Origin of the sequence: Bacillus sp. OV166 (assembly GCF_900177675.1) — a bacterium.
In the GTDB taxonomy this organism is placed as follows: domain Bacteria; phylum Bacillota; class Bacilli; order Bacillales; family Cytobacillaceae; genus Neobacillus.
The window spans coordinates 5369433-5393358 of the sequence record NZ_FXWM01000001.1; the positions used below are offsets into that span (position 1 = coordinate 5369433).

Consider the following 23926-nt stretch of genomic DNA (forward strand, 5'->3'; position numbering starts at 1 on the left):
ATATCGATTCGATATGGGCTTTCTTACATTATCAGTTAGTCGAATTTAATGAAATTAATTGATAGGTTATGGTCGTGCTGTTCTTTTGCAACTCAACTTTTTTTATCAATGCGGTACCACTTGAATCACTATCGATTGTTTTTCTTACATCAATCGGAATCTCAATTGGATAAAGTCTGTACCCTTCTTTTTCTAGCAAAAAGACGTTTTCTTCCACTCGTTTCTCTCTACCTTTAGTTACTATCATCGTATTTAACTCAAGAGGCATACCCATAAACATCCGCTCCTCTACTTGTAATATCTATATATTATCATCTTTTGCGATGACTTTTCATCCACTTCGTTAAATCATTCACGACTTTTCTATTTACTGCTGGTGGGAAGTAATGTGTAAATTCGTTAAAATACCATGCATCGACTGGTTTTTCTACTAACCTCAGCCTTCTTTCAAGACGATACGCATGCTCCACCGAAACATTTCCGTCTTTAACACCATGGATAATCAGGACAGGGGCTGTCATCTTTTCTATTTGATAAAGAGGGGTCCTGTCTTGATACCGTTCCGGAAATTTCTGAGGAGTTCCGCCAATGACTCTCTTCATCATTCTCCGTAAATCTTTACGTTCCAAATAGGTGAGGGACATATCACTGACCCCGCCCCAGCTGACAACAGACGCGGTCTCAGGGAACTCAATTCCTGTCAAAAGCGCCATTACACCACCCCGCGAGAACCCAAATATATGTATTTCACGTAATCTGGGCATAGATTTTAACAGCAAAAAGGCGGAAAAGGCGTCTTCCCTGTCGTCCCCGGCAAAATCCTCATTGCCTTCCCCACCTTGATTTCCACGATAATAAGGCGCAAAAACAACAAAGCCCTCCGCTGCGAACTGGGCAATCCTTGCTGGTCGAACTTTACCAACATTTTTAATGCCGCCGCGTAAATAAAGGAATCCATCATACTCACCTTCCCCAATCGGTTCCGCAAGCATTCCTTTCACCCGTAATCCATTGGAAAGGTAAGTGATTACTTTTAATTCAATATTGGGATTTGGAGAAGGAAAGCGCGTGATATCAACAATCTTTCCATCATTGTATTGGCTCATCAGCAAAACTTCCCTTTTTTTATAAAATTTATTCTCTCTAGGCATTCACACATTTTTCTCCTCTTCATACGATATCTTAGGCAATTAGCCCAGATTTTTTATGATAAATAAGGAGGCTCGCTTCATGAAAAAATCGTTAAAGTTCAGTTTCTCCTTTCTGCTCATCACTATACTTATGTTTTCACTTGTCGCTTGTAATAGCTCCACAAAAAATGAAACAAAGAAACTTGAGAAAGTTCGAATCGCTGAAGTTACCCGGTCGATTTTCTATGCCCCGCAGTATGTTGCCCTAGCCAAAGGCTTTTTCAAAGCTGAAGGTTTAGACGTCACGCTAACAACAACACCCGGCGGAGACAAAACCATGACTACTCTGATTTCTGGGGGGGCCGACGTTGCCCTAGTTGGTTCAGAAACATCGATTTACGTTTATGCCCAAGGAGCAAACGACCCAGTCATCAATTTTGCACAATTAACCCAGACTGATGGTACTTTCCTCGTTGCTAGAGAAAAGATTGATAATTTTTCATGGGATCTCCTAAAAGGAAAAACCTTCTTAGGCCAACGTAAAGGCGGCATGCCACAGATGGTTGGTGAATTTGTTTTAAAGAAGCATGGGATTGATCCACAAAAGGATTTGAACTTAATCCAGAATATTGATTTCGCCAATATCGCCAATGCATTTGCTTCTGGAACGGGCGAATTTGTGCAATTATTTGAGCCAACGGCAAGTATTTTTGAAAAAGAAGGAAAAGGTCATATTGTTGCTTCCTTCGGTAAAGAGTCTGGCCACGTACCATATACTACGTTTATGTCCAAGGAAAGCTATATGAAAGAAAATAAGGGAACTGTTGAAAAGTTCACACGAGCAATTTACAAAGCTCAACAATGGGTAGCGTCGCACAGTGCTGAGGAAATTGCCAAAGCGGTGGAACCGTTTTTCCCAGATACAGATTTAGAAATTATGACCACTGTTATTGAGCGTTATAAAAATCAAGGATCTTTTGCAACAGATCCTATCTTAGACCAAGAGGAGTGGAACAATCTACAAAACATCATGAACGAAGCAGGAGTACTGCCAAAAGAAGTAGATCATCAAACACTTGTAAATACAGAGATAGCTGACAAGATAATAAAAGAATAAAGGAAAGGGAGGCCGTCCTTATGAGCTTTTTGACCGTTCAAAATATTCATCACACCTATTTCACTAAAGCCTCTGCCACCACGGCCCTCTCCGATATTTCATTAACAGTGGAGGAGGGCGAGTTTGTCTCCCTCCTCGGCCCCAGCGGCTGTGGTAAGACGACTCTGCTTTCCATTATTTCTAGTTTGCTTAAACCAACGCAAGGTACTGTCTTGTTAGAAAAAAAGCCGGTAACTACCGCGAAAAACCAAATCGGTTATATGCTCCAACAAGATTATTTGTTCCCTTGGAAAACGATTGAAGAGAATATCCTGATTGGTTTGAAGTTATCAAAGCAGTTGAATCAAAAAACGAGATTGGCTGCCCTTGGCCTGTTAAGCCAAATCGGATTAACCGGGGTGGAAAAACAGCTTCCTAGGCAATTATCTGGGGGTATGAGGCAGCGGGTGGCTCTCGTCCGGACGCTTGCCACAGAACCAAAACTGCTTATGCTTGATGAGCCTTTTTCCGCTCTTGATTATCAAACCAAGCTTAAATTGGAGGATTTAGTATCACAAACATTAGATGATTTTGGAAAAACAGCTATTCTCGTTACTCACGATATTGGTGAGGCTATTGCCATGAGCGATCGCGTTTTTCTGCTTTCACCAAGCCCTGGAAGAATCTATAAAACATTTACAATGCCGGAGGAACTAAGAAATATATCCCCCTTTGAAGCAAGAAATCATGAGGCATTTTCAAGTATCTTTCAAACCATATGGAAGGAGTTGGAGTCTCTTGACCCAGAAAAAGAATAAGCTGGAACTCCTCCATAAAAATTATATTCAATCACTGCAGGTTGAAAAAAGATGGGTCGGATTTTATCAGGCGATCATTTTTATCGTCTTTTTCTCTAGTTGGGAATTGTTTAGTCAAAAGCAGTGGATTGACCCGCTTCTTTTCAGTTCTCCCTCAAAGATATGGAACTTACTCCTGGAAAAAATTCAGGATGGAACTTTAGTTAGCAATATTGGCGTAACCTTAACGGAAACCGTCCTAGGATTTATTCTAGGCACCTTACTGGGTACGATATTAGCTGCTATCCTCTGGTGGTCGCCAATAATTTCAAGGGTGCTTGATCCTTATCTTGTTATTTTAAATGCCATGCCGAAAGTCGCATTAGGGCCCATTTTGATTGTGGCGCTAGGTCCTGGGTATTCATCGATTATTGCCATGGGCGCAATTATCTCAATTATCATTACTACCATTGTGGTATATACCTCATTTAAAGAGGTGGATCCGAATTATCTTAAAGTACTCCAAACTTTCGGAGCAACTCGTTGGCAATGCTTCAAAGAAGCGATCCTACCCGCTAGTTTTCCAACGATTATTTCTACTCTTAAGGTAAATGTCGGTCTGTCTTGGGTCGGTGTGATCGTAGGTGAATTCCTTGTATCCTCTAGAGGACTTGGATACATGATCATTTATGGCTTCCAAGTATTTAATTTTACACTTGTTTTCTTATCTCTTTTGGTTATCGCAATATTTGCTACCATTATGTACCAGCTTGTTGAATTATTAGAGAAAAAAATTATCAAAGAATAGTGGATTGTCATATACTTTCTGCTATTCTTTTTTGTTTGGCTGTGTTAATTTGTCTGTTGATTTCCGCTCCATGCGCGTGCGGTTCGCGGGCGTTCCGGGGAGCCTCCTCGGCGCTAAGCGGCTGTGGGGTCTCCCCTGCCCAGTACTCCCGCAGGAGTCTCGCGCATTCCGCTCCAATCAACAGAGTGTTTAAAACTCCATTTAGCTTTAACAAAGCCTTTCGTTTTGTACCTTTTGAATGAGTTTAACACATTGCTCGACGACTTGGTCTTTCATAATAAAGCTGTAATCATCCCCAAATCGCTGATGCAATATATCTCCTTTAACAACAACAGGACCATTGGTTTCGTGGTAACTTGTCGTTTCTTCAACCCTAGCGACCTTTCCCCAAAAGACAGCCTTCACATAAGACCTCATCGGGTCGGTAAATTTATACTCAGCAATAAATTTTAGCTCACCTAGGATTGCGCCTGTCTCCTCATAGGTTTCTCGTTGGGCTGCCTCTTCAAGAGTTTCCCCTGATTCCATTTTTCCACCGGGAAATTCAAGTCCTCTTTTTTTATGGTTCGTCAATAGCCACTCTTCCCCATACTGGCAAATGACTAACACATGCTTTGCTGCCTCTTCGAAAGCATTTGGTAAAAAAGACAATTCTACAGGATTCCCATTTTCATCTAAAAAACGCATCATTTAATTTCCGCCTCAACTATTTTATACTTAATTATAATAAAAAAAAGAAAAATCCTAAAGTTAGGATTTTTCTTACAGGGTGAAAATTTTATTTTGGTAGTATATTCATACTTTCAATATGATTTTTTGCTTCCGCGTCACCAAGCTTATGCAACATCCCATAAACTTGCTGAATCGTACTGTCATATGCATCGTTTTCACGGTCATAATGATACTCAACATATGGCACATGGGCTCTAAAGAAGTTTTTCCACTCGGTGGAATAGTTTTGGTCAAAAAGCTCGCGCAGCTGGGTTATTTCTTCATTATCTGCCTGTATTTTATAGCTCCAGGTTGAACTTGTTGCACTTTGAGATATTTCACCGCTTCCAACATCAATATAATAGGTCTTCTTTTGCTGATCCATTATGTCATCCCCTTTTACTCATTAGTAATTTGCAAATAGAAAAAATTTATTCTTTGTCAAATTTCGATTCATTTTTTATAAATGAATACGCTATAATAAACATACAATCAAAGAAACAGATTTTTCTGTTAATTTACAAACGGTTAAGTTAGAATTATTTTATGTTTATAAGGGAAAAGAATAACTAGGAGGTGTATCGAAATGAAATTAGTTGATGAGTTGTACGAAATGTACCGAAACAAGCTAACCGGTGATGAAGAGGATATCGACATGCTGGCATTTGCCTTTTTAGAAGAGATGTCACATGAGGATCTACTTGCTTTAATCCAAGAAATGGATAAGCAGGAATTATACAATTTAATGGGTATTTATTTAATTGAAAGTTTGAAAGGTAAATTTGCCCAAGAAGAGTACGGACAACATCGCACAAATACTTACCATCCTCGAAATATTCATTGATTGTACATAAAAACATAAGGAAGGAAGCTCAAACAGCGGGCTTCCCTTTTTCTTTTCTCAAAAAAGCATCCATTCATGCTACAATTAAGAAAAAAGGAGGCATTTACACGAATGTATGTAGTAGCTGTTATTTGTATTATTATTGTTATCGTTGTCCTGCTTCTAGCCGTGGGCACCACTTCTAAAGCCTACACATATAAACATACTGTGGACCCAATAGAAAATAATCCATATCTTGACCAAGAGAAGGACCAAGAACATAATCAGGACCAAAATAAAGCTTAAAAAAATTCCTATTCAAGTAGAATAGGAATTTTTATTATTTGTCTAGCTTCTGCTTTTCTAATTAAGCAAATACCTGTTTAAGGTCTTCCTTGTTTTGTTCAAGCCAGAAACGCATTAAACGTTTAGCGCCTTCCAAATCATGCAGTTTTGCTTGGCCGCATTGTCGTTCATTTGCAGCAGGAATTTCGACGATTTCAACTGCAGCCTTCATCGTATCCTCAAGAAGATCAATGATTTCCTCCACAGTCGGCTCGCCGCTGACAACAAGGTAATAGCCGGTTTGGCAGCCCATTGGTGAAATATCGATAATATCAAAGTGATCATACTTCTCGGAGTGCTCACGAAGATTAAAGGCAAGCAAGTGCTCTAGTGTATGAATGACATCAGGTTTCATCGCCTGTTTATTGGGCTGGCAAAAGCGAATATCAAATTTATTAACAACACCGTCACTTCCAACTTTGTGGACCCCGCAATGTCTCACATAAGGGGCTTTAACAGCGTTATGATCTAAATCAAAGCTTTCAACTGAAGGCATCGATATCACTCCTTTTTTTATCTACCATTTATCATACAATAAATTCCGAGTTTTTTCATCCACTTACATACAATTAACAATTTAGACGATATTATTTATTTATGGTATCTTGTAGTTAATTGTAGTTAAGGAGAGATTGACATGTTAAAAAAAGTCTTCCTAGCGATTATACGTTTTTATCAAATTATTATCTCACCTATAAAACCGCCGACCTGCCGTTTTTATCCTACTTGTTCCCATTATGGTATGGAAGCGATTGGGCGGTTTGGTGCTTTAAAAGGCGGCTGGCTCACTATCAAAAGGATATCAAAATGTCATCCCTTTCATCCTGGTGGCTTGGATCCTGTTCCTGAAAAAGAGAAGCTTTAATTCTTATTGCCATCAACAATTAAATCAAGCTTTCCTGTCTTTGGGTCGATAACCAATCCATGAACAGGAACACCCTTTGGCATTAATGGATGATTTTTTATGATATCTACACTGTGCTCAACACTCTCGGTCACATTATCAAATCCATGAAGCCATTTTTTAATATCGATTCCAGAATATGTAAGAGTGTCTATCGTTTCTTCTGATATTCCACGCTCCATCATACTCTCAATCACTGGTTCAGCTTTAAGACCGCTCATGCCGCAATCATAATGGGCAATGACTAAAACCTCTTGAGCCTTCAATTGATAAACAGCAACCAGTATACTTCTCATCACACTTCCAAAAGGGTGTGACACTAGGCCGCCAGCGTCTTTTATGAGCTTTGCATCACCATTTCCCAAATTCAATGCTTTCGGCAATAATTCCAATAGTCTGGTATCCATACATGTAAGAATCACCATGCGTTTATTAGGGAATTTAGTTGTTTCATACTTTTCATATTCGTGGTTTTCCACAAATTTTTTATTATAGTCTAACAGCTCATTCAATAATGTAGGGTTACTCATGATAACCATCCTTTCTTTTGTTTCTTTCTTAGCATACCTAATTTTTAATGATGAAACCAAATATTATACTTGCTTTTGAGGAAATTTTTTTGTAAGATACTAATGGAAATCGGAATCGTTCCGTATTATGCATTCATAATCATTCAGAATTCAAAAAAAATTTCGATAATAAATCGTAATTAATCCGATTTAATAATATATTGAAGGAGTCTTTATGAAAAAAATCATCCTTTTCCTTTCTTTTCTGTTACCAATAAGTCTTCTGTTGTCCGCGTGTTCAAATGGTAAAGACCATGAACAAAAAAAGAAGGACCAGTTAACTATTTATACAACAGTATTCCCACTTCAATATTTTACTCAACAAATTGGTGGAAAATATGTAAATGTAAAAACGATCTATCCACCTGGGGCAGATGAACACACATTTGAACCATCCCAAAAGGATATGATGAATTTAGCCGATTCCGACCTATTTTTCTACATTGGACTTGGACTTGAAGGATTTGTGGAAAAAGCAAAAGGAACATTGAAAAATGAACATGTAACATTAATCCCAACGGCTGAGGAACTAAAACTCCCAAAAAGCGACGATTCACATGAAGAAGAACATGACCATAGCAATTCGGATGTCAACCCACATGTATGGCTTGACCCCATTTATTCTAAGGAAATGGCTGCTGTCATCCGTGATTCTTTAATTAAACAAATGCCGCAGCACAAAAAACTATTCAATGAGAATTTTAAACAACTTGCCCAAAAGTTAGATGAACTAAATACTAAATATAAGCAGACACTTACACATGCGAAGCATAAAAAGATTATCGTTACACATGCGGCGTTCAGTTATTGGGAAAAACGTTATGGAATTGAACAAATCAGCATATCAGGTCTTTCGACTGCTAATGAGCCGACCCAAAAGGAATTAGAAAAAATTATTTCTGTAGCTGAACATGATGGTTTACACTATATGCTTTTCGAACAAAATGTCCAATCAAAACTTGGAAAAATTGTTCAAAAAGAAATTGGGGCAAAAGCATTACACATTCATAATCTTGCTGTTTTGTCTAACGACAACATCAAAAACAAGGAAACCTATTTTTCTTTAATGAATAAAAATCTTGAATCATTAGAAATAGCCTTAAATAACTAAATTTGAAGATGAAATGAACCAGGCCGCTTTTAACCTGGTTCATTTTTTTAATTCTCTATTAAAATTGGATGTTGATTTCCACTCCAGGCGCGTGCTTTCCGCGGGCGGTCCGGGGAGCCTCCTCGGCGCTAAGCGCCTGCGGGGTCTCCCCTGCCCCGTCCTCCCGCAGGAGTCTTCGCGCCTTCTGCTCCAATCAACATTGTTCCAAAATTAACTATAAGCTTTATAAAAACATTTTTATAAAACAAATGTTTCTTTCATTAGCAAGGTTTCCTGTAATCTTTTTTCGTTTATTTCAAATCCAATCCCAGGACTGGATGGGACTTTGACAAATCCGTTTTCAACGGTTACTTCAGGAGTTATAATATCTTCCTCCCAAAAGCGATTAGAAGCAGAGATATCTCCTGGGATCGAAAATCCTGGTAATGAGGCGAGTGCAATATTATGGGCGCGAGAAACCCCAAACTCGATCATACCCCCACACCAAACCGGTAAGCCCTTTTCGAAGCAATAGTCATGAATTCGTTTCGCTTCATACAAGCCCCCTACCCTGCCCACTTTAATATTAATTACCTGACAACTTCCGAACTCGATGGCTTTTCGAGCATCATCATAGCTGACAATGCTTTCGTCCAAACATATAGGTGTTTTAATTTCTTTTTGAAGCAAGGCATGTTCAAGAATATCATCATAGCCCAGCGGCTGCTCGATCATCAGCAAGTTAAAGTCATCAAGTGCTTTTATTCGTTCGATATCCTTAATCGTATAGGCAGAATTCGCATCTGCCATGATAGGCAGTTCAGGATAAAAACGGCGAATTTCAGAAAGAAAAGCATAATCCTGCTGTGGATTTATTTTAACTTTAATTCTTTGATAACCGTCCTCAAGATATTGCTCAATTTGCTGGAGTGCATTTTTAGTGGAATCTGTGGCCACTACAACCCCTGACACAATCAAAGACCGTGTTCCCCCAAGGAGTTTTGATAGTGGCAGCGAATGACTCTTCGCAAATAAATCCCATACAGCTGTTTCTAAGGCAGCCTTAGCCATATTGTTCCTTCTTACCGAGCTAAACAGCTGAGAGACCTCCTCAGGATGGTTTATGGGTGTTTTTTGAAGGAGTGGAATCAAAAAATCAGTTAACATATGTAAACTTGTTTTAACCGTTTCTTCTGTGTACCACGGAGTAGAAAAGGCAACGCCCTCTCCAAACCCTGATACACCATCGGAATTGGTTATCTTAATGATTATTCCCTCACGGTTCTTCACGGCTCCTAAATGGGTCAGAAACGGGTCATTTAATGGCATTTGAATGACATTTAACTCTACTGCTGCTATCTTCATTACCGGGTCTCCTCTTTCACCCACTCCCGGAGCTCTCGGCGGAGTATTTTTTTAGATGCGTTTCTAGGCAGTTCCTTAGTAAAATAAAATGCTTTAGGGACTTTATATTTGGCTAAACGCTCTTTACAAAATTGCTCAAGTGCTCCAACCGAAGGATTTGTTCCTTCTCTTTTTACAATATAAGCAATCGGCACTTGTCCCCACTCAGCATCCTCTAAACTTGTCACACCAGCCTCTGAAACATCCGGATGGGCTAACAAAACTGCCTCAATTTCTGCAGGGTAAATATTCTCTCCCCCTGAAATAATTAAGTCAGAACGCCGATCGAGTACATATAAGAAGCCTTCTTCATCTAAGTAGCCCACATCTCCCGTGTGGAACCAGCCATTAATAAACTTTTCTTCTGTTACTTCAGGAAGGAATAGATACCCTGGGGTAACATTGGGTCCTTTTATGACAATTTCACCTGGCATACCTGAGGGAGCCAGACCACCATCTTCTGCAACTATTTGAAGCTGCGAGGTGAACAATGGCTTTCCTGCCGAGCCTAGCTTCGTCAGACTATATTCTGGAGAAAGTGTCACGATTTGCGAGGAGGATTCGGTCATTCCATAGGTTTGGAAGACAGGAATTTCTTTTTCTATACACGCTTGGAGTAATGGTAATGGTGCAGGTCCTCCTCCCAGAAGCATACACCGAAAATGATTAGGCAGGCGCCTCTCTCGAAGATCATCAACTATTCGTCGCAGGGAAGTACCAACAACTGACATGATGGTCACTTTTTTATCATGAATATCATGAATGGTTTCTTCAACATCAAAGTGCTCGTGGAGAACGATCGGCATTCCATATATGACACTGCGCATTAAAATTGAAAAGCCGCTAATATGAAAAAGCGGAACGTTACAAAGCCAGGAATCCCCTTCAATAAATCCTAAATTTAAGGCTGAACCAACGGAACTCCACCAGTGATTTCCATAGGTTTGGATTACCCCCTTGGGATTTCCAGTGGTTCCGGACGTATACATTATCGTACAAATTTCTGATAAGCTGATTTCTTCCTGAATAATGGGCGCGTTTTGACTGCCGAAAAATATCTCTGCCTTTGTCAGCGAACAAATTGATGGAATTTGACTATTTATGAACGTTTTTGTTTCAGAAAAAGTATCTTCAATTATTAAAGAGACGGCCTTTGCATCAATTAGCTGCCATACTAGTTCCGACGGAGAAAGGCGGTTGTTCAAAATTACAGCCCGAACCCCTAATAGTTGAAGGGCAAATAATATGACAACTGTATCTAGGTTGCTTTTTAATAAAACACCAACATATTGGCTTTTTCGCATTCCTAACCCTTGTAGCTGTCCTGCAACTTGATAAGAACGTTGGTAGAGTTCGCCAAAGGTTATGGTTTGTTCCTGAAAATACACCGCTGTTCGTTCAGGGGTTAGAAACGCTCTTTTCTTCAAAAAATTAGGCATCATTTCGCTTTGCATAATTGTCACCTTTCCTAATCTGCCTTGCTTTCTCCCAGATTTTCTATTAAAAACAGCCTGATGGAAACCATCAAGCTGCTGGTAAAAACTATCAAGGAAAACGAGGGAATTTACCAAAATCAGGCTTACGCTTTTCTTTAAATGAATCACGGCCTTCTTTGGCTTCATCGGTTGTATAGTAAAGCAGGGTTGCGTCGCCAGCAAATTGTTGAAGACCAGCTAATCCGTCTGTATCAGCATTCATGGCTGCTTTCAAGAAACGAAGGGCAGTTGGACTTTTCTCAAGTATTTCACTACACCATTGAATCGTTTCTTCCTCTACTCTTTCAAGCGGAACAACCGTATTCACCAAGCCCATATCAAGTGCCTCTTGGGCATTGTATTGACGACATAGGAACCAGATTTCCCGAGCTTTTTTATGTCCAACAATTCTAGCTAGGTAGCCTGAGCCGTATCCAGCATCAAAGCTTCCAACATTCGGTCCAGTTTGTCCGAAAATAGCATTATCCGCTGCAATCGTTAAGTCACACACAATGTGCAGCACATGACCACCACCGATGGCATATCCTTTTACCATTGCGATAACAGGTTTTGGAATAACACGAATAAGGCGCTGAAGGTCAAGAACATTTAGACGAGGAATTTGATCCTCTCCAACATATCCCCCATGGCCACGAACTTTTTGGTCACCACCTGAACAAAATGCCTTATCTCCTGCTCCAGTTAAAATAATAACTCCTACGCTAGAATCATCTCGTGCGAAGGCAAAAGCATCAATTAATTCCGAAACAGTTCTCGGTGTAAATGCATTATGTACATGTGGACGATTAATGGTGATTTTCGCAATACCATTGTATGTTTCATATAGAATTTCCTCATATTTGCGTCCTGCAATCCATTCTACTGTCAAAATGAAATCCTCCCTTATTTATTCTTTTGACAAAAAGTCACTTACTATTGTACCAAACTTTTCTGGTTCTTCCACATGAATTGCATGCCCACTACCTTCAATAACCACCCAAGAGGTATTTTTTAGCTCTTTCATCATTTTATCCGCAATATCACAAAACTTTTTATCTTCTTCACCCGTTAACAGCATGACCTCGCAAGTTAGTTCGTTTAATTTCCCCCACCAGTTAGGCTGAGATCCGGTTCCCATCCCAAGCAGGCTGTTCGCGAGCCCAGTAGGCGAATTGTTTAAACGTTGTTCTCTTATGACCTGCTTTTGTGCTGAAGGCAATCGTTTCATCGTTTGAAAAAGGGGGATCCCTTCCCAATAATCTACAAACGAGCTTATCCCCTGTTCTTTAATAAATTTAGCAAGTTCCGCATCTTTCATACGGCGAAGTTGACTTTCATTTTCTGTTGCCAGACCTGGTGAGGCACTTTCAAGTATTAATTTACGGACCCGCTCAGGAAAAAGCAGGGCAAAAGTAAGGGCAAGTCTTCCACCCATTGAGTAACCAAGTAGATCTACTTGCTTAACATCTAAATGTTCAAGGATCGTTTTTAGATCCTTCGCAACTGACTCTATTTGATATCGACTAAGTACATCGGGTGATTCCGTTTTTCCATGTCCAATGATGTCAGGATTAATTAGTTTCATTTGCTTCTCCCAAGCATCATAGAAAGGAGTCCATGTCGAGCTGTCCCCGGTAAATCCATGTAAAAGAACAAGCGGGATAGATCCTTCCCCGTACACTTCGACATGATATTGAATCCCGTCGCTAACAATCTTCATTTAATGTTCACCTTTGACAAAGTTCGATATTTCCCGGGAAACAAAGTTCCAAAATCCGCGGTGTTCGTCACGGTTAACGTCTCTGTTTGTTCTAAGTTCATATACTTTTAACCCCGTTTGATTCGTAGCCTTCATCATTTCTGACCCTAAATGGTCCCAATCTTCAATCTTCGTAAATTCACCCTTAAACATCTTAACCGAATGCTCAAATTCTAGATCTAGTGGGGTTCCAAACAGCAGTTCAAAATTCTTAGGATGCTCCGATTGAGGAAGGAAGGAAAAAATTCCGCCTCCATTATTGTTAACCAGAAGAATATTAATATCAATATTGTACAACTTTGCTGCAATCAGACCATTTAAGTCGTGGAAAAAAGTTAAATCGCCAAGGACAAGGTATAAGGATTTTGAGTATAAAGCTGCACCTAAAGCGGTCGAAACAGTACCATCGATCCCATTGGCTCCCCTGTTCGCCATTACTTTGATGGCTTTATTATTGTTAATAAAAAAACTATCCAAGTCGCGAATTGGCATACTATTGCCAACAAAAAGGGTAGCACCCTCTGGTACCATATCGGCTAATTGATAAAATAGTTTGCCTTCACTTAATTCTGTTATATCTCTTAGAGCATTCATATTTTCTTTGGTTAACCCGTTTACCTTTTTCCATTTCGTTAAAAATTGGGATGAGGGGTTCTCATTCGTATATGACAATAGCTTCTTGCAGAATACCGATTCATCACAAAAGATCATACTGGTTGACAAGGATGAAGGATCACGCCAGCCTCCGCCGCCATCAATCACAAATTGTTCAGCATCTCCATTTTCTTTTAAGAAGATCGTTAATGCTTTTGATATTGGCATCGCACCAAATCGAATAACAACTTCTGGTTTAAGGAAGGTTTTTGCATCTTCATTCCTTAGGAAGGTATCATAAGTTTCAATGATATTTTTAAGGCTATGTTGCCCACTTCTTAATTGTGATAAGGGGTCTGCAATGATTGGAAAATTTAATTTCTCAGCTAATTGCGTAACCGTGTTAGGAAATTCAGCATCTCCCATGTTTCCACAAATAATAACACCTTTATTTGTCTTATTAAGCCTTTCAGCTATTTCCTGAAAATGTTCATCTGAAAGGGTTAAGTCCCCGTTTTGAACTTTTATATACCCATTTGGTCGTTCATTAAGCTGGAAGAGCTCATCATCCATCTTTGGAATTAGCGGCTCTCTGAAAGGAAAATTCAAATGTACAGGACCAGAATGGGCACTAGTGGCAATCGCAACTGCCCGGGCACAAACGGTCCTGGCATAGCGGATGATTTCATCACTTTTTTCAGGCAATGCCATTTCGGAGAACCATTTCACATGCTTCCCATATAAATGGATTTGGTCGATTGCCTGTGGGGCACCAACCTCTCTCAGTTCATGTGGTCGATCCGCTGTAAGTACAATCAATGGTACCCGAGCATAACGCGCTTCAACAATCGCAGGAAAATAGTTTGCTGCGGCTGTACCTGAAGTACAAAGTATGGCAACTGGCTTATTTAACGACTTTGCAATTCCCAACGCAAAGAAAGCCGCTGACCGTTCATCTACATGGATATGGACTTTCAAGTCAGGATGTTCTGCCATGATCATCGCCATTGGAGTTGACCTTGAACCAGGGCTAACAACTACATCCGTAACTCCCGAAAAAATAAGTTCAGCAACTACGGCGGCTATATAGGCTGTTAATGATTCTTGATGATTCATATTAATTTCCTCCAAGGGCTCTGAGCATTGGTTTAAATTTCAAGCTCGTCTCCAAATATTCACTTTCTGAGTCAGAATCTGCTACTACTCCACAACCTGCAAACAACGATACTTCATCCCCCTGGATCAGTCCAGATCGAATCGAAACAGCAAATTCGCCATTTTTTCTGTAGTCCACCCACCCTAAAGGAGCAGCATAGAATCCACGGTCCAGTTCCTCTACTTGTCTAATCTTTACAACTGCTTCATCCTTAGGCAGTCCGCCGAGTGCTGGTGTTGGGTGAAGTCGTTCGACTAATAACAACAAGGAAGCATCCTTATGGCATTTTCCGATAACAGGTGTATATAGGTGCTGAATATCCCGTATCTTCATCAACTGCGGCTTGTCAGGCAGGATAATTTCTTCACATGATTCTTCAAGTGCTGCTTTAATCATTTCAACAACGAAACCATGCTCAATCAGATTTTTTTGATCATTTAATAACATTTGACCTAATTTCAAATCTTCTTGTTCGGTTTTCCCCCGTGAAATAGAACCGGCAAGGCAGGTAGAATAAACCTCATTGCCATGTTTTTTCACTAGTCTTTCTGGAGATGCCCCAATAAAACAATCACCATTCGATTCAAATGCGAAAATAAAGCTTTCATGCTGCTGCATATATAAATTATTCAATACATCCTCTGCCTCTACCTGATCGTCAAATACAAGCCGCAATTCTCGGGCGAGAACGACCTTCTTAAGCGGGCCTTCTGTTAATTCCTTCACAACTCCGTCAACAGCTTTTTTCCACTCCTCTGGTTCAATCTCTCGCGTTTCTAGAAGTGACGCTGTACTCATCCGTTCATTCTGATGGAGCGAATTTAATAGCTGATTTCTCTCTTTGCTCACTTTCTTAAATAAATAAGGATCCTCATGTGGAGTACAAACTGTATTCGTGGTTAAATACGTTTGACCGCGAATGATACTCAATAAAAATTTGGGTATGTGGAACAATGAATCAGCGTACTTGGACCATAGGTCTGTTTTATCCTTGTAGGGGTCAAAAGAGAAGCCCCCGAACATGACAGGTCCTATACCAACTTCTGTATATGGATTAAAAATGAGGCAGTCCTCTAAAAATTTTTCCCATTCCTTTTCAACATGAAAAAAGCGGTCAGAAGCCTGATCCGTCTGAATTTGTTTCGAAATCCCAAGCCCAATTAGCACCGTTTCGTCCGTTGGGTCCTTCCAGAAAAATCGTTCCCCGCGATAATGTTCTTTTCCTATATTAAAAAATGATAGTGGGTTAATCGTGTCCATTTTATGAACTTCACTAATTAAAATGGGCCGGCCAAGTTCTTTTGCCCTATTAACCGCCAAAAGACCTCGTTCCATTATTTCCAATTCTTGAATGGTAACCAAACAAATCCCTCCAAAACAGCCGAAATGACTGTTATCCATTCATATTAATGCAAATTTTAACATACTACTCTCATTGTAAAGAAGTCAGTAATACTTGTCACTAGCAAACCTTCATCATTCCGTATTATATCTTAAGTTTTCATCTTACTGTTAAAATAAGTATTCTCATTTAATTAGTTTCATTTTCCCACCAACCATCCAATAATAATCAAACAGGTATAATCTTCCAAATTTGATAAGAAAAATTAATTGACACTATTCCTTGAATTTCATACACTTAGTTTTGGGCAAAGCCCATCAAATAATCGATTCTAAACCTTTAAATAGAGAGAAAAAAACTAAAAAGGGAGAGATACTATGCAACCAAATATACAGCAAAGCTCGAATCCTGTAGTTGAATCAAACCGCGGCTTTCAAATTTGGTGGCAAATGACCCGCCCACATACATTAACCGCTGCATTCGTACCAGTTCTGCTTGGTACGGCATTAGCCCTTAAGTATGGGAAAATTCATTTTGGTCTATTTTTTGCCATGCTTTTAGCGAGTTTATTGATTCAAGCTGCAACCAATATGTTTAATGAATATTTCGATTTCAAACGCGGTCTGGATACTGCCCAATCCGTTGGGATTGGCGGTACGATTGTTCGTGACGGAATCAAACCCAAAACAGTCCTAAATCTTGCGTTTGGCTTTTATGGAATTGCCCTATTATTAGGGATCTATATTTGCGCAAATAGCAGCTGGTGGTTAGCTGTTGTAGGTCTAATTTGTATGGCTGTGGGATATTTTTATACTGGAGGTCCTTTCCCGATCGCCTATACACCATTTGGTGAAATTCTTTCAGGTTTCTTTATGGGGATGCTGATTATTTTAATCGCCTTCTTTATTCAAACGGGAACAGTCAGCAGCACAAGTATTCTCGTTTCAGTTCCAAGTATGATATTGGTTGGTATGATTATGTTATCGAATAACATCCGTGATTTGGATGGCGACAAAGAAAACGGCCGTAAAACAGTTGCTATTCTATTAGGTAAGAAAGGTGCTATTTACTTATTAACAGGGATGTTCACTTTTTCATTTCTTTGGGTTTTGGGACTCATCATTATTGGTGTTTTACCAATTTGGACAGCACTTGTAATTCTTAGCGCCCCAAAGGCTGTTAAAGCAACCAAAGGATTTATTGAAAATACCCTGCCGATTCAAATGGCACCAGCGATGAAAGCAACAGCCCAAACCAATACGATATTTGGGTTTTTATTAGCAATCGGAATTTTCGCTGGGCATTACTTATAAAAAAAACTTCTGCCATATGAACTATAACCCGAATAATGGACACTTTATAAAAAGTCCCTTATTCGGGTTTTTCTGTGTCCATTTCACAAAAACCCGTTTATAATCAAACTCAATGATGTGAGCGGAGGACATATAATGAGTAAAATTATTTTTAATGAAATTCAAATGAAACTACTAGAACAGAATCCAAATGTACAACACGTATCGGATCGTTCTATCGCATATAAGCCTGAATTTAAGGTAGAAGCAATTAAAGAAAATTCAAATGGTAAAGGACCTGCCCAAATTTTTATTGAACATGGATTTGACTTAGAAATGATTGGGTCTGATAAACCTAGTGAATGTTTAAAACGCTGGAGGAAAACATTTGAGCAGTTTGGGGAGGATGGTTTCTTCACAGAAAGGCGTGGAAAAGCAAGCACTGGTAGACCCTCTTCAAAGCCTCTTTCAGTTGAGGATAACTTAAAGAAAGCTGAAGCACGAATTAAATTCCTAGAAGCGGAGCTTGAATTCTTAAAAAAGTTAGACGAACTAGAAAGGCAGGCGAAGAAGAAGAAAAAGTAACCGTTTCAGAGAAGTATATGCTTATCGAACAAACTATTAGAAAGTTTGGGCTTATACATATGGTGAAATTCCTCTGTAAGAAGGCAGAGGTAAGCAGAAGTGGATATTATGCTTGGGTAAAGGCTGAAAGCATGCGGTCTGATCGAGAAGAGAATGATTGGAATGATTATGAGTTAATCAAGGAAATATTTGATAAGAAAAAGGGTTTCGCTGGAGCACTTACTATCAAAATGATTTTAGAGAATGACTATTTTGTGGAAATGAATCACAAAAAAATCCGACGGATTATGAGGAAGTTTAATTTAGTGGCAAAGGTTCGCCAAATTAATCCTTACAAAAAAATGGCTAAAGCTACCCAAGAACATAAGACTCTCTCTAACCTATTAAATCGAGAATTTGACCAAGGTGAGCCTGGAAAAGTATTGCTAACGGATATTACTTATGTGTACTATGGAGCAGCGCAACCGGCTTATTTGTCTTGTGTAAAGGACTCCTCGACAAGGGAAATTGTTGCTTATCATTTGTCCAGAACATTAAAGATGGATCTTGTTTATTGTACATTGGATAAACTCTCTGTAGCACTTGGTGATCTAGTTCATCCGGAAGCTATGATTCACTCAGACCAGGGATTCCATTACACGCATCCAGAATTTCAAAAAAGAGTGAAAAAGCTAAAGCTTACTCAGTCTATGTCCCGTAAGGGAAATTGCTGGGATAACGCCCCAATGGAATCATTCTTTGGTCATTTAAAGGATGAAGTAGATTATTCTTCATGTCAGAGCTTTGAGGAATTACAGGGATTGATAGGAACCTATATTGAGGAGTACAACACCAACAGATATCAATGGAGCCTAAATAAAATGACTCCGGCACAATACCGGAGTCACTTATTAGCAGCTTAAAATATTCGGTCTTTTTTTAGACTGTCCATTTTATGGGTCACAGTTCAATAGACTGGCAGAAGTTTTTTTTATAAGATAAGAAAATATAAATTTCGACTTTGAAAATTGTCCAGCTCCAGCGCCTTAGCGGCTAGTGTCCTTCGCTCTCCGCCCTACGATAAGTCAACATCGAATCACCTTCGGCTCTTCGTGTTTCCTTTATCTCAGTTGGAGCGCTCCAGGCCATACGCCGCTGAACAGGGCGCTTGCGCTTTTCTTATTGTAGAGGCTTTATTCCCCATATATCGTCTGCGTATTCCTGAATCGTACGATCGCTTGAAAAATAACCAGCCTGGGCGATATTATTTAGACTCATTTGCTGCCAACGTAATCGGTCAATAAACGCTTCTCCAATGGAACCTTGTGTTTCTGCATAGGAAGCAAAATCCTTTAAAACAAAATATTGATCATTTTCCTGAAGGAGTGAATCGAATATTGGTTCAAATTCATTATAAACACCAGGGAAAAAGCCATTTACAAGCTGGTCAACGGCTTGACGAATTCGATAATCGTGATGGTAATATTCATCGGATTGATATCCGCCATGTTGATAGTAGTGAAGAACTTCATCTGCAGTTAGTCCAAACGTGAATATATTGGAATTACCGACTAATTCACGAATTTCTATATTGGCCCCATCCAAGGTCCCCACCGTCAATGCCCCATTGATCATAAACTTCATATTACCTGTTCCAGAAGCTTCCTTACTAGCCGTGGAGATTTGTTCACTGACATCTGCTGCAGGAAAGATCTTCTCCGCAAGAGAAACACGATAATTTTCAAGAAAAATCACTTTAATTTTGTCATTGATAAATGGGTCATTGTTAACTTTTTCAGCAACTGTATTTATTAACTTAATGATTTTCTTCGCATAATAATATCCTGGAGATGCTTTCGCTCCAAAAATAAACACCCTTGGAACAACCTTGAAGCTTGAATCTTCTTTGATCCGATTATAGAGATGCATAATATGTAAGACATTTAAAAGCTGCCGCTTATAAGCATGGAGCCGCTTCACTTGTACATCAAAGATTGAACCAGTATCAACGGCAGTTCCCGTCTTATCGAAAATAATCTTGGCAAGTGTTTGTTTGTTTTCTTTCTTTATTTTTAACAATTGCTCTAAAAACGAAGTGTCGTTTTGATAATTAAGTAATTGGGAAAGCTCCGTAGCTTTATATGTCCATGCAGACCCAATCGTATCTGTAATCAATGAAGATAGTTTTGGGTTCGCTTTTAACAGCCAGCGGCGGTAGGCAATTCCGTTCGTTTTATTGTTAAATTTATCAGGAAACAATTGATAAAATTGATTCATCTCGCGTTTCTTTAATATTTCAGTATGCAGTTTCGCCACACCATTCACACTAAAGCTTCCGACGATAGCCAAATGAGCCATTTTTACATAATCATCGGCAAGGATGGCTAGTCCCTTAATCCGCTCCCAATCACCTGGTGTTTGCTCCCAAAGTTCATGGCAAAATCGTTCATTGATTTCTTCTACAATCATAAATATTCTTGGAAGCAACGGTTGAAAAATATGTATTGGCCATTTCTCTAACGCTTCTGACAAGGTGGTATGATTGGTGTAAGAAATAGTATGTTTTGTAATGTGCCATGCCTGTTCCCAATCAAATCCTTCGTCATCAATTAGGATTCTCATTAACTCGGGAATGGCCAGGACAGGGTGTGTATCATTAATGTGAATACAGATATGTTCATGGAGTTGTTTTAAGCTGCTGTGTTGTTTCCGATAGGTCTTTAAAATAGATTGTATACTAGCAGATACCAAAAAGTATTGCTGTTTCAATCTTAATACCTTTCCTTCATCATGGGTATCATCAGGATATAAAAACTCAGAAATCATTTCCGTTTCGCGTTTATATTTTAAAATATCCTCGTGTAAGGGAAATTGGGAAGGCTCTGCATTCCAAAGTCTTAGTGTATTGATGGTTTTTGACTGATAGCCGATGACCGGCATGTCGTGAGGTACTGCGGTGACCGTTTCAGCATGTAGATGATGAAACACAAGTCGGCCATTTTCCATCTTTGTTTCCACCTTACCCCAAAATGGGATTTTGATGGAACTATCGGTTTTACGGATTTCCCAAACATTTCCGTTCCTTAGCCATTGTTCCGGCAATTCTACTTGATAGCCATCAACAATTTTTTGTTCAAATAAGCCATGTTTGTAACGAATGCCATGACCATGACCCGGCAGATTAAGTGATGCAAGTGAGTCTAGAAAACAGGCAGCTAATCTTCCTAAGCCGCCGTTTCCTAAGCCTGCATCTGCCTCATATTCCTCTAATTCACCTAGATCGATTCCTAATTCCTCTAGGCCTGCTTGCACCGTCTCTTCCACACCAAGGTTAATTAGATTTTGTCTTAGTAATTTCCCCAAAAGATATTCAATAGAGAGGTAATAAACCTGCTTCCCCTTTGCCGCCAAATGGAGCTCGTTTGTAGTAATCCAATCATTACTTACAAATTCGCTAATCATTGTTCCAAGGGTTTGATAGTGATCCCTGGCTGAGCTTTCAGGGAAACTCTTCCCACATACCATCTCAATCCTTTTTAGAAAAGTTTCCTTAAACTCGACCGTATTAGAAAACATGTGTTTCACTCCTTGCAACGATCTCTGCATATAACTGGTTATAGCTATATGCTGACTGTGCCCAGCTATAATCCATTTCCATTGCTTGTTTTACAATCGATTTCCACGATTTTGAATCGTGATAAACGCCTAGTGCTCTTTTAATTGTATAGAGCATATCATGGGCATTAAAATTTGAAAAAGAAAATCCATTTCCTTTTCCAGTAAATTCGTTCCAAGGTTTTATTGTATCATTTAAGCCGCCAGTTTCCCTAACGATCGGGATCGCACCATATTTCATTGCAATCAACTGTCCAAGCCCGCATGGTTCGAATTGGGATGGCATCAAAAATAAATCTGCAGCGGCATAAAGTTTATGGGCAAGCCCTTCATTAAAACCGGTATGAACCCTTAATTTTTCAGGATAAATACGTGCGGCCTGTCTTAAATGTTCTTCGTATTCATAATCACCTGTTCCAAGGATAATGACCTGCAGATCCTCCTGCAAAATTTCACGAAGGACATATTTAACTAAATCAAGTCCTTTTTGCCTTGTCAGTCTTGTAATCATGACTAATAAAGGTGTAAGCTCAGATTGTGGTAATCCAAAATGTTTTTGAATCTCACTTTTGTTGATTGATTTTTTTTGATGATTATCAGCCGTATATGTTTGATATATTAATGGATCGGAAACAGGATTATAGAAATCTTCATCAATCCCATTTAAAATCCCAATTAAGTCATCATTTCTTTCTCTTAAGAGACCGTCTAACTTTTCACCAAATACAGGTGTTTGAATTTCTTCTTTATAGGTTGGGCTAACTGTCGTAATTTTGTCTGCAGATACAAGAGCACCCTTCATATAATTGATATTTCCGAAAAACTCTAAGTGACCAGTGTGAAAGGAATTGTAATCCATTCCTAACAAGTCTCCCAACACCTCTTTTGGAAAGATCCCTTGGAATTGAAGATTATGAATCGTAAAAACAGTACGCATTAAGCCGTAACCTTTTCTTTTATAATATTCAGTTCGTAACAGAAAAGGAATCATCGCCGTGTGCCAGTCATGGCAATGTAACACATCTGGAAAAAAGTTTAGCTGGGCAAGTGTGTCTAAGACAGCCCTATTAAAATAAGCAAATCTTTCCCCATCATCAAAATATCCATATAAATTTTCTCGTTTAAAATAGTATTCATTATCTACGAAATAAAATGTAACTCCCTGGTGTGTGAGCTCCTCAATTCCGCAATACTGATTTCTCCAGCCAACAGAAACAGTAAATTCTTTAACCTTTTTCATCTCACTCTTAAATTCTTCTGAAATTGTTCCGTATTTAGGTAGAATAACTCTGACATCAGTTCCCAAACTCTTTAATTCTTTTGGAAGGGAACCAGCAACATCGGCAAGTCCACCCGATTTTGCAAATGGTCCACATTCCGAAACGGCAAATAGTACTTTCACGAGTTCATCAACGCTCCTTGTTTTGTCCCTTTACGAACCACAAATGGTGACCCCGCTGTTCCAGTTAATTTAGTTCCTGCTTCAACTTTCACATCTTTATCTAAAATAACGGAATCCAGATAACAATTATCTTCGATCTGGCACTTTTGCATAATGATACAGTTCTTAATAACTGCACCTTTTCCAATCTTTACACCTCGGGATATAATACTATTTTCTACTGAACCGCTAATTAAACATCCATTGGCAATCATTGCATTTTTTACAACAGACCCTTTATTATATTTCGTTGGCGGCTCATCCTTTACCTTTGTGAAAATCGGCTGTTCTTTAATAAAAAGTTTTTTCCAGACATCCGACTGTAGCAAATTCATACTAGTAGAAAAATAGTTTTCGATCGAATCTATCATCACGGAATAACCGTCATATTCATAGTTACAAATCGAGTAAATATTTTCAATATCATTTACAACATCCTTCATACAGGTATACCCTGTTTCATTACGCGTTTCAATCAGCTTAATAAGTAGGGATGTTTTGATTAAGTACATCTCCATCGAAGCTCCATCCTTTTGATGGATTTCGGTAATGTCACATCTTGAATTGATATGCCAATCTAAGATTGGTCTAAAGTTCATATTAAAAACCGTATAGCAATTGGAAATAATCGAATACTCTTGCGTGCTGCGATAAAAGAAGTCTAAATTTGCTGCAAAATTCTCAAAAGAACCAATTGTATTTCCATCGTAATCAACTATTGGAGATGGGAAAAAGAAAAGGCCATCCCGTTTTCGATCCAAATCCCAGTTTTTCCCTGAACCTAGATGATCCATCAGTGAACGGTACTGCATTTTTGGAAATATTGCCACACTTCGAATACCTGAATTCACCATATTCGATAGCACAAAATCAATAATACGATATCTTCCTGCAAAAGGCAGGGCAGCAAGTGAGCGATGTGTTAATAAATCTTCCAAATCTTCATGGTATGTTGTGGCATCAATGACTCCTAGTAGCTTTTTTTTCAATCCAAGTCCCTCCTGTATTATA

General features: G+C 39.1%; 24 protein-coding genes. 9 read left to right on the top strand and 15 right to left on the bottom strand.

The genetic code is table 11. The features are described 5' to 3' along the window. Positions 1-31: 31 nt before the first annotated feature. Both CCK98_RS26420 and CCK98_RS26425 read right to left on the bottom strand, forming a co-directional pair. Complete coding sequence (locus CCK98_RS26420; RefSeq protein ID WP_088089328.1) at positions 32-274, bottom strand: DUF2584 domain-containing protein; 243 nt, start codon at positions 272-274, stop codon at positions 32-34. A 37-nt stretch (positions 275-311) separates the two neighbouring features. Further along, positions 312-1106, bottom strand: a complete 795-nt coding sequence (locus tag CCK98_RS26425) for a S9 family peptidase (RefSeq protein ID WP_088090549.1) — start codon at positions 1104-1106, stop codon at positions 312-314. 124 nt (positions 1107-1230) lie between these two features. Here CCK98_RS26425 and CCK98_RS26430 point away from each other — a divergent pair, with 124 nt between their 5' ends. Genes CCK98_RS26430 through CCK98_RS26440 form a run of 3 tightly spaced genes read left to right on the top strand, consistent with a single transcriptional unit; the run spans position 1231 to position 3831 of the window. Continuing rightward, a complete protein-coding gene (locus tag CCK98_RS26430; RefSeq protein ID WP_088089329.1) occupies positions 1231-2247 on the top strand; it encodes an ABC transporter substrate-binding protein in 1017 nt (338 codons plus the stop codon). Positions 2248-2267: 20 nt separating this feature from the next. Then, complete coding sequence (locus CCK98_RS26435; RefSeq protein ID WP_088089330.1) at positions 2268-3044, top strand: ABC transporter ATP-binding protein; 777 nt, start codon at positions 2268-2270, stop codon at positions 3042-3044. Next, positions 3025-3831: an ABC transporter permease gene (locus CCK98_RS26440; RefSeq protein ID WP_256942466.1), complete on the top strand. Its 807-nt coding sequence runs from the start codon at positions 3025-3027 to the stop codon at positions 3829-3831. The genes CCK98_RS26435 and CCK98_RS26440 overlap by 20 nt, the downstream gene beginning before the upstream one ends. A 207-nt stretch (positions 3832-4038) precedes the next feature. On the opposite strand, the gene ytkD is transcribed toward CCK98_RS26440, so the two are convergent. Continuing rightward, positions 4039-4521: an RNA deprotection pyrophosphohydrolase gene (ytkD, locus tag CCK98_RS26445; RefSeq protein ID WP_088089332.1), complete on the bottom strand. Its 483-nt coding sequence runs from the start codon at positions 4519-4521 to the stop codon at positions 4039-4041. Between the two features lie 88 nt (positions 4522-4609). Beyond that, positions 4610-4927, bottom strand: a complete 318-nt coding sequence (locus tag CCK98_RS26450) for a hydrolase (RefSeq protein ID WP_088089333.1) — start codon at positions 4925-4927, stop codon at positions 4610-4612. A gap of 201 nt (positions 4928-5128) precedes the next feature. Between CCK98_RS26450 and CCK98_RS26455 the strand changes: the two genes are divergently transcribed. Both CCK98_RS26455 and ytzI read left to right on the top strand, forming a co-directional pair. After that, the gene (locus CCK98_RS26455; protein WP_066258317.1) at positions 5129-5386 is read left to right on the top strand and encodes a DUF6154 family protein; all 258 of its coding nucleotides are present in this window, start codon (positions 5129-5131) and stop codon (positions 5384-5386) included. Positions 5387-5497: 111 nt separating this feature from the next. After that, on the top strand, positions 5498-5671 hold the full coding sequence (gene ytzI / locus CCK98_RS26460; protein WP_088089334.1) for a YtzI protein: 174 nt from the start codon (positions 5498-5500) through the stop codon (positions 5669-5671). 61 nt (positions 5672-5732) lie between these two features. Here the strand turns inward: ytzI and CCK98_RS26465 are convergent, their stop codons facing one another. Continuing rightward, positions 5733-6206: an S-ribosylhomocysteine lyase gene (locus CCK98_RS26465; RefSeq protein ID WP_088089335.1), complete on the bottom strand. Its 474-nt coding sequence runs from the start codon at positions 6204-6206 to the stop codon at positions 5733-5735. A gap of 141 nt (positions 6207-6347) precedes the next feature. Here CCK98_RS26465 and yidD point away from each other — a divergent pair, with 141 nt between their 5' ends. After that, positions 6348-6575, top strand: coding sequence for a membrane protein insertion efficiency factor YidD (yidD, locus tag CCK98_RS26470; RefSeq protein ID WP_088089336.1), 228 nt, complete (start codon positions 6348-6350; stop codon positions 6573-6575). Here the strand turns inward: yidD and CCK98_RS26475 are convergent. Beyond that, positions 6572-7144 (bottom strand): carbonic anhydrase, encoded by a 573-nt coding sequence (locus CCK98_RS26475; protein WP_088089337.1) that lies wholly within the window; start codon positions 7142-7144, stop codon positions 6572-6574. The genes yidD and CCK98_RS26475 overlap by 4 nt on opposite strands. A gap of 214 nt (positions 7145-7358) precedes the next feature. On the opposite strand from CCK98_RS26475, the gene CCK98_RS26480 reads away from it, so the two are divergent. After that, a complete protein-coding gene (locus tag CCK98_RS26480) occupies positions 7359-8294 on the top strand; it encodes a metal ABC transporter solute-binding protein, Zn/Mn family (RefSeq protein WP_088089338.1) in 936 nt (311 codons plus the stop codon). Positions 8295-8531: 237 nt separating this feature from the next. Here the strand turns inward: CCK98_RS26480 and menC are convergent, their stop codons facing one another. From menC to CCK98_RS26510, 6 genes are all read right to left on the bottom strand, one after another. Then, a complete protein-coding gene (gene menC, locus CCK98_RS26485; RefSeq protein WP_088089339.1) occupies positions 8532-9638 on the bottom strand; it encodes an o-succinylbenzoate synthase in 1107 nt (368 codons plus the stop codon). Beyond that, positions 9638-11131, bottom strand: a complete 1494-nt coding sequence (locus CCK98_RS26490; RefSeq protein ID WP_088090550.1) for an o-succinylbenzoate--CoA ligase — start codon at positions 11129-11131, stop codon at positions 9638-9640. The genes menC and CCK98_RS26490 overlap by 1 nt, the downstream gene beginning before the upstream one ends. A 91-nt stretch (positions 11132-11222) precedes the next feature. Continuing rightward, positions 11223-12041, bottom strand: a complete 819-nt coding sequence (gene menB / locus CCK98_RS26495) for a 1,4-dihydroxy-2-naphthoyl-CoA synthase (protein WP_088089340.1) — start codon at positions 12039-12041, stop codon at positions 11223-11225. An 18-nt stretch (positions 12042-12059) separates the two neighbouring features. Beyond that, positions 12060-12872, bottom strand: coding sequence for a 2-succinyl-6-hydroxy-2,4-cyclohexadiene-1-carboxylate synthase (menH, locus tag CCK98_RS26500; protein WP_088089341.1), 813 nt, complete (start codon positions 12870-12872; stop codon positions 12060-12062). Next, the gene (menD, locus tag CCK98_RS26505; protein WP_088089342.1) at positions 12873-14621 is read right to left on the bottom strand and encodes a 2-succinyl-5-enolpyruvyl-6-hydroxy-3-cyclohexene-1-carboxylic-acid synthase; all 1749 of its coding nucleotides are present in this window, start codon (positions 14619-14621) and stop codon (positions 12873-12875) included. Position 14622: 1 nt separating this feature from the next. Beyond that, a complete protein-coding gene (locus CCK98_RS26510) occupies positions 14623-16023 on the bottom strand; it encodes an isochorismate synthase MenF (protein WP_088089343.1) in 1401 nt (466 codons plus the stop codon). A 357-nt stretch (positions 16024-16380) separates the two neighbouring features. On the opposite strand from CCK98_RS26510, the gene CCK98_RS26515 reads away from it, so the two are divergent. Both CCK98_RS26515 and CCK98_RS26520 read left to right on the top strand, forming a co-directional pair. After that, positions 16381-17316: a 1,4-dihydroxy-2-naphthoate polyprenyltransferase gene (locus CCK98_RS26515; RefSeq protein ID WP_088089344.1), complete on the top strand. Its 936-nt coding sequence runs from the start codon at positions 16381-16383 to the stop codon at positions 17314-17316. Positions 17317-17451: 135 nt separating this feature from the next. Next, a protein-coding gene (locus CCK98_RS26520; RefSeq protein WP_088087180.1) for an IS3 family transposase occupies positions 17452-18782 on the top strand; the annotation gives its coding sequence in 2 pieces (ribosomal slippage) (positions 17452-17824 and positions 17824-18782; 1332 coding nt in all). A 256-nt stretch (positions 18783-19038) separates the two neighbouring features. Here CCK98_RS26520 and CCK98_RS26525 read toward each other — a convergent pair. The 3 genes from CCK98_RS26525 to CCK98_RS26535 are packed head-to-tail and all read right to left on the bottom strand — an operon-like array spanning position 19039 to position 23904. After that, positions 19039-21435, bottom strand: coding sequence for a glycogen/starch/alpha-glucan phosphorylase (locus CCK98_RS26525; RefSeq protein WP_088089345.1), 2397 nt, complete (start codon positions 21433-21435; stop codon positions 19039-19041). Continuing rightward, positions 21425-22876 (bottom strand): glycogen synthase GlgA, encoded by a 1452-nt coding sequence (gene glgA, locus CCK98_RS26530; RefSeq protein WP_088089346.1) that lies wholly within the window; start codon positions 22874-22876, stop codon positions 21425-21427. The genes CCK98_RS26525 and glgA overlap by 11 nt, the downstream gene beginning before the upstream one ends. Then, the gene (locus CCK98_RS26535; protein WP_088089347.1) at positions 22873-23904 is read right to left on the bottom strand and encodes a sugar phosphate nucleotidyltransferase; all 1032 of its coding nucleotides are present in this window, start codon (positions 23902-23904) and stop codon (positions 22873-22875) included. The genes glgA and CCK98_RS26535 overlap by 4 nt, the downstream gene beginning before the upstream one ends. Positions 23905-23926: the final 22 nt, after the last annotated feature.